Source organism: Sporosarcina luteola (assembly GCF_023715585.1).
Lineage (GTDB): Bacteria > Bacillota > Bacilli > Bacillales_A > Planococcaceae > Sporosarcina > Sporosarcina luteola_D.
Genome location: NZ_JAMBOK010000012.1, coordinates 1 through 703 on the forward strand (window position 1 = coordinate 1; position 703 = coordinate 703).

Below are 703 nucleotides of genomic sequence, written 5' to 3' on the forward strand. Positions count from 1 at the left end.
GCCAGCGTTCGTCCTGAGCCAGGATCAAACTCTCCATAATAGAGAAATTCGAGTAGCTCGAGTTTCTTGCTGGCATCAATTAAGATGTCAATTTGAATCCGAAGATTCGTTTGTTCTTTTCACCGACAGAGTCGGCTCCAGAACTTTATTTGTTGACGTTTTGCTGTTCAGTTTTCAAGGTTCATTGTGTGTCACTCCGTTAGAAGCAACTCTTATATAATACCACGCTGGCGATTCGAATGTCAACAACTTTTTTAAAAAAAGTTTTAAGCTGTATTCAAAGCAGTTATTCACTTACCAGTTTGGCAACGTTATTAACTATACCACCCATCCCATCTAATTGCAATGCTTTTAAACATGGTAATTAGTGGAATTGCGTGCTTCATAAATTAGGGATAGTTAACTTTGCCGATCTACTTCTCTTAAGCGTCAGTTAAAAAACCTTTGAACACTATTTGGATAATTACGATCATGAGAGAAAAAAACGCGCCCACGGGAGATGGACTTTGCCCGATAACGTCTTACTCTCACAGGGGGAAGCCTGTTCCCTGCGTAATTTGCACCGTTGGTGTAAATTACGTAATGCGGCTGTGCCGCTTTACTACCATCAGCGCTGAAGAGCTTAACTTCCGTGTTCGATATGGGAACAGGTGGTACTTGTAAAAACCTTCGGTTTTATTTTCAAACACAAAAAAACCATTCC

1 rRNA gene is annotated in these 703 nt (G+C 40.5%); it reads right to left on the reverse strand.

Annotated features, from left to right (window positions below):
- Positions 1 to 508: 508 nt before the first annotated feature.
- Positions 509 to 674: ribosomal RNA gene (gene rrf / locus M3193_RS16880) — 5S ribosomal RNA — on the reverse strand.
- Positions 675 to 703 lie beyond the last annotated feature (29 nt).